Origin of the sequence: Phormidium pseudopriestleyi FRX01, assembly GCF_017313335.1 — a bacterium.
Taxonomy (GTDB): Bacteria; Cyanobacteriota; Cyanobacteriia; order Cyanobacteriales; family Laspinemataceae; genus Laspinema; species Laspinema pseudopriestleyi.
The window spans coordinates 1-4,980 of record NZ_JAFLQW010000271.1; the positions used below are offsets into that span (position 1 = coordinate 1).

The 4,980-nt window shown below is 48.7% G+C and carries 5 protein-coding genes; 1 reads left to right on the forward strand and 4 read right to left on the reverse strand.

The window, feature by feature from the left end; translation table 11 throughout:
• Positions 1-24: 24 nt before the first annotated feature.
• Positions 25-2,811, forward strand: coding sequence for an SbcC/MukB-like Walker B domain-containing protein (locus J0895_RS09810; protein ID WP_242541177.1), 2,787 nt, complete (start codon positions 25-27; stop codon positions 2,809-2,811).
• 131 nt (positions 2,812-2,942) lie between these two features.
• Here J0895_RS09810 and J0895_RS09815 read toward each other — a convergent pair whose 3' ends face one another.
• Genes J0895_RS09815 through J0895_RS09830 form a run of 4 tightly spaced genes read right to left on the reverse strand, consistent with a single transcriptional unit; the run spans position 2,943 to position 4,771 of the window.
• Positions 2,943-3,959, reverse strand: coding sequence for a threo-3-hydroxy-L-aspartate ammonia-lyase (locus tag J0895_RS09815; RefSeq protein WP_207087918.1), 1,017 nt, complete (start codon positions 3,957-3,959; stop codon positions 2,943-2,945).
• Positions 3,960-3,967: 8 nt separating this feature from the next.
• On the reverse strand, positions 3,968-4,396 hold the full coding sequence (locus tag J0895_RS09820) for an acyl-CoA thioesterase (RefSeq protein WP_207087919.1): 429 nt from the start codon (positions 4,394-4,396) through the stop codon (positions 3,968-3,970).
• A 59-nt stretch (positions 4,397-4,455) separates the two neighbouring features.
• Positions 4,456-4,638 carry a hypothetical protein gene (locus tag J0895_RS09825; RefSeq protein WP_207087920.1) on the reverse strand — a complete coding sequence of 61 codons (183 nt, stop codon included), beginning with the start codon at positions 4,636-4,638 and terminating at the stop codon, positions 4,456-4,458.
• The gene (locus J0895_RS09830) at positions 4,625-4,771 is read right to left on the reverse strand and encodes a hypothetical protein (protein ID WP_207087921.1); all 147 of its coding nucleotides are present in this window, start codon (positions 4,769-4,771) and stop codon (positions 4,625-4,627) included. The genes J0895_RS09825 and J0895_RS09830 overlap by 14 nt, the downstream gene beginning before the upstream one ends.
• Positions 4,772-4,980: the final 209 nt, after the last annotated feature.

Genomic DNA, 4,980 nt, shown 5'->3' on the forward strand with positions numbered 1-4,980 from the left:
CTCCCCACTCGCTGGGGAAACTAATTGATTGGAAACACTCTTAAAAATCTGGGTCGCTTATTAGAAAGAGCACAGGCAGATGGCAGTTGGGAAACCCTGGAAACCAAGGAACGGGAAAGCAAAAAGGCCATTACCGAAATTCTGGGTATGGATTTCGATACGTTTACTCGGGTAATTTTGTTACCTCAAGGACAATTTGATGAGTTTTTAAAAGGAAATACGGGCAAGCGTCGGGAAATTTTGCGGCAATTGGCAGGGTTTGAAATTTTTGAGCGGATGCGGAAGGAAACCAATGATTTAGCGCGGTTATTGAAGCAGGAATTGGCGACAATTGAGCGACAAATTGCAGATTTGGAAGTACCGGATGCGATCGCCATTGAAGGACAGCGATCGCAATTAGCCACCTTAGAAACTGAGATTCCAGTCCTCAATCAAGGGGTGTTAAATGCCCAAACCTTGTTAGAGGCGGAAGAACGGCTATTTGAGCAACAGGAACGCCTCACCAAGTGTCAGCGACAATTTGCCGAATTCAACCAGCGACAGCCGAAAATCACCGCCCTGAGTGAACGATTGGCCCGGTCCCAAGTGGCCGATCGCCTGCAAGGGGATTGGGCATTGGTTCAGGAAGCTCGCACTCAAGATAAATTAGCCGCGAATCAGGCTCAAAAAGCCGCCCTAGGCTTAACCCAAGCGGAAACCCAATTACAGTCAGAACGGCAAAACCTGGAACAAGTGAGAACAGAAGCTGCCGCCCTCGCCCCGCAAATTGCCGCAAGGGAGCACGCCTTAGCCCAAGCTAAAGCCTACGAGGAACAGCGGCAACAGTTGGAACAGGATGTGGCGATCGCCGCGACTCAATCCCAGCAAAAACAGCAACAGCAACAAGCGGCAAAGCAGGAACTCAGCCAAGCGGAAGCCCAAGTGAAAGCGGCAACGGTACAGGTTTCTCTCACAACCGACGCCCTCCAACGGCATCAACCCGGGGGGGACCGCTTAGAATGTCTCACAACCATCGCCCCGTTATTGGTGGAATGGAATCTGGGGGAAAAGCAACGGAAACAGCAAGCCCAAGCCCTGGACAAAGTGAATCGGGACCGGGCAAATGGCGATCGCACCTATCAATCTGCCCTCACGGGTTTACAACAGGCGCAAGGGGCGATCGCCCAACTCACCCAGGAGATTGCTGCCGGGGAAACTGCCAACGCGGAAGCCACGAAATCCAACCATGCGGCAGCCTTACGCCTGTCCCTGGATGCGGGAGAGACTTGCCCGGTTTGTGGCGGCATCCATCCCGATTCTGAGGCAAAATTACCCCCTTTACCGGCGATCGCCTGGGTGAATCTCACTGCCTTACAAACCCAGGCAGCAACGGCGACACAAGCCCTGCAAACTGCCCAACTCAATGCCACGAAAGCAGAAGCTGCCCTAGAAAATCTCACTCAGAAACACCGAGAAATTCTGGAACAATTCGTGACTCTCACCCAGCAGCAGCAAGACTTACAACAGCAAATTACCGAGATTTTACAACAGAGTGAGACAGCCAAACTGGATGCAGTCGCCCTCCAGCAGGAACGAGAAGCCCTACAAAAGAGCGATCGGGCATACCGAGAAGCGGCAGCCGCCTATCAACAGGCAACAACGCGCCTGGAAACCGCCCAACAAGCCCGAGAGTTTAGCGATCGCACCTATCAGGCAACCGTTACCGACGCTGAAGCTGCCACCCAGGAACTCACGCGACGGCAGCAAAACCTCCAAGAAGTGCGAGAGAAACTGGCAGCGATGACGGAGGGATTATCCTATCAAGTTCTCGCCCAAACCCTAGCCGAACAAAAACAAACCCTCAGCAGTCGCATTTCTGCGGCAGAAACGGCCCATCAAACTGCCGAAAATCGCGTCATCCAAGCCCGAGAAACCGCCCATCAAACTCAGATAACCGCTGAAGCCGCCCAAGGCAAACAACAGCAATCTAACACCCGTTGGCAAACCCAATTACAGGCAGTTGATTTAACCGAAGCGACCTTTCTCACCGCCCTTGCCTCCCCGGAAGAACAGGGGAAATGGCAACAGGCAATCACCCATCATCGAGAAAGCAGGATTGAACTCTCCACTCGCATTGCGGGATTACAAGAAGAAATAGGCGATCGCACCACCGATGCCCATCAGTTGCAACAGCGAAAACAAGCCAAACAAACCGCTGAACAACAGTTAAAAATCGCCCAAGATAAACGAGTTGAATTATCTACCTGGATTCAATCTGCTGAACAAAGACAAAGACAGTCAGAAAAACTCCTAGATGAACAAGAAACCGTCAGTAAAAACTATGATATTTATCATGTTTTAGCCCAAAATCTCAAAACCAACGAATTTCAATCCTACATCTTAGAACATTTAGAAGCGGAATTAGTTGCCCGGGCTACCTTATTGTTAAAAGAACTCACCGAATCCCGCTACGCCTTGGAAATGCAAGAGGGAGAATATTGGGTTGCAGATAATTGGAATGGCGGCGAATTGCGACGAGTCCGAACCCTCTCCGGAGGAGAAACCTTTGCCACCTCTCTCTCAATGGCGATCGCCCTCTCGGAAAAACTCTCAATGGGGGCAGAATTAGGCAGTTTATTCCTCGATGAAGGATTCGGAACCTTAGACTCAGAAACCCTAGAAAGTGTCACCCAAATCCTAGAATCCTTACGCCAACAAAATCGCACCATCGGCGTGATTACTCATGTCAAATCATTAGGGGAACGACTCCCTACCCAAGTGAAAGTCTTCAAGTCTCCCCAAGGTTCTCGCCTAGAGGTGGAGGTTTTGTAATTAAAACAGGACTTACGAATCACCTATTATGTAGGGGCGATTCACGAATCGCCTCTACATATAGGGCTGTTTCGGAAAATATGCAGAAGTCCTGTAAAATTAAGGGATAAACCCGGAAACGATACTGTATTTTAGGACTGATTATAAACCTCATCTTCCGGATTATCCCAAACTTTAGCAAAAATATCATCCGACAATCGCGAAATTCCCCTAACATCAACATTCCCCCCAGAAATAATCACCCCAACCCGCCGATCGCGCAGTGAAATCATCCCTTCTAATAACGCTGCTGCCGCTAATGCGCCAGTAGGTTCGACTACGATTTTCATCCGTTCCCAGAGAAAAAACATTGTCTGTAAAATAGCCAATTCCGAGACAGTTACCAAGTCATCTACATAATGCAAAATTAAGGGAAACGTTAACTCACCCAGAGAGGGAGTGCGAGCACCATCAGCAATGGTATCCGGATTATGAACTCGATGCAATTGTTTACTATGGAACGATCGCGCTGCATCATCGGCATTGGCAGGTTCAACCCCAATCACCTGACATCCCGGGGACAAAGTTTTGGCGGCGATCGCACAACCGGACAACAATCCCCCGCCGCCACAGCATACCAAAAGTGTGTCTAATTCTCCCACTTCTTCTATCAACTCTTTCGCCGTGGTTCCCTGTCCCGCAATCACTTCCGCGCGGTTATAGGGGGGAATCACCGTCAAGGCGCGATCGCGAGATAGGGTTGCCGCTAACTCCTCTCGGGAAATTTCCTGCTTGTCATACAAAATCACCTCCGCCCCATATTCCCGAGTCGCCTTTTGCTTGACTTCTGGCGCATCTTCCGGCATAATTATCGTGGCTGAAATCCCCAATAATTGCGATGCTAATGCGATCGCCTGGGCATGATTTCCTGAAGAATAAGCCAGTACCCCTTGCTGTTTTTCCTCCTTCGATAACTGCACCAGCGCATTGTATGCCCCCCGAAATTTAAAAGACCCCGTGCGTTGAAAGTTTTCGCACTTAAAAAAGACTTGATTTTGGGTCATTTCATTGACAGTTCGGGAGGTCATCACCGGAGTTTTGTGGGCGACTCCGCGCAAGTGATTCGCTGCCGCTTCTATATTACCATAATTCACTGATAAATCACTCATTTTTTAGGCTAATTTGACTCAATTCCTGCTAGTTGATACTCTTCATAAGCCGTGATAAATTCTTTGGGAATCGCTTTGGGTCGCATCATCACCGCATCCACCCAAACCCAAAGCACTTCTGCCGTTACCACTAAATCGGATTCGCCTTTCTTGCGGATTTCATAATGACGAGTCACCCGAGTTCCGCGCAAATTTTCTAACCAAGTAGTAATTGCTAAAATATCCCCGGCTACTGCTGGACGTAAATAGTCAATGGTGACTCGCCGCATGATAAAATAGCCGCCTAATTCTCGATAGCGGTTGAGGGAAAAACCTAGGTGTTCCGAGTGTTGAATTCCGACATCTTCTAAATAATGTTGGTAAATGGCATTATTGACATGACCCAAAGCATCCATTTCATAATGTCGCACCCGAATATCAGTTACAAATTTTTCCATTTCCAAGCCAGTTTAAATGAGTGAATTTATCTTAATTGTAACCAAATTTACTCCCAAATTCATGGCGATCGCATCAACTGCGCCAAAGTTGCCTCCATCACCGCTGAAGTTTGCCCAGAAACTCCAAAAACCAGGGCCTCTCGATACACTCGTCCCGCCTGAGATTCCGCCAAATTGGACGCGCCACTAGAAACCGTAATCGCAGCTTGTGCCGATCGATAAGCTAAATCAATCGCCTGCACTCGCAAGGGTAACGCCTGAGAATACCAAGTGACGACTGCCTAATCCTTGCAAGGCAGTTTTTAGGGCATCTGTGTCCCGATCCAGGATAGTCGCATTCGGTGCTACAGCGTCTCGCAAATAGGACTCTGCCACCTATAGAAGGGTTTGCTGGCAATTCATCCGCTTGTTCTTTAAAATCAGATTGAGTCAGTTAATTTCCTGAATTATAGAAAACGCCGTAAAACCCACGTGCTTTAGCCGTGGGATATAAGGGGGTTAGCGTAGGTACGTAGCTAACCAATTACTTAGTTTTTTGGTTCTCAACATATCTCTTAATCGTATCCCCAGAAACTGCCCCCGCC

Excerpts from the sequence above, each read along its gene's own strand:
- J0895_RS09815 (WP_207087918.1), bottom strand. The coding sequence starts at position 3,959 with ATGAGTGATTTATCAGTGAATTATGGTAATATAGAAGCGGCAGCGAAT.
- J0895_RS09820 (WP_207087919.1), bottom strand. The coding sequence starts at position 4,396 with ATGGAAAAATTTGTAACTGATATTCGGGTGCGACATTATGAAATGGAT.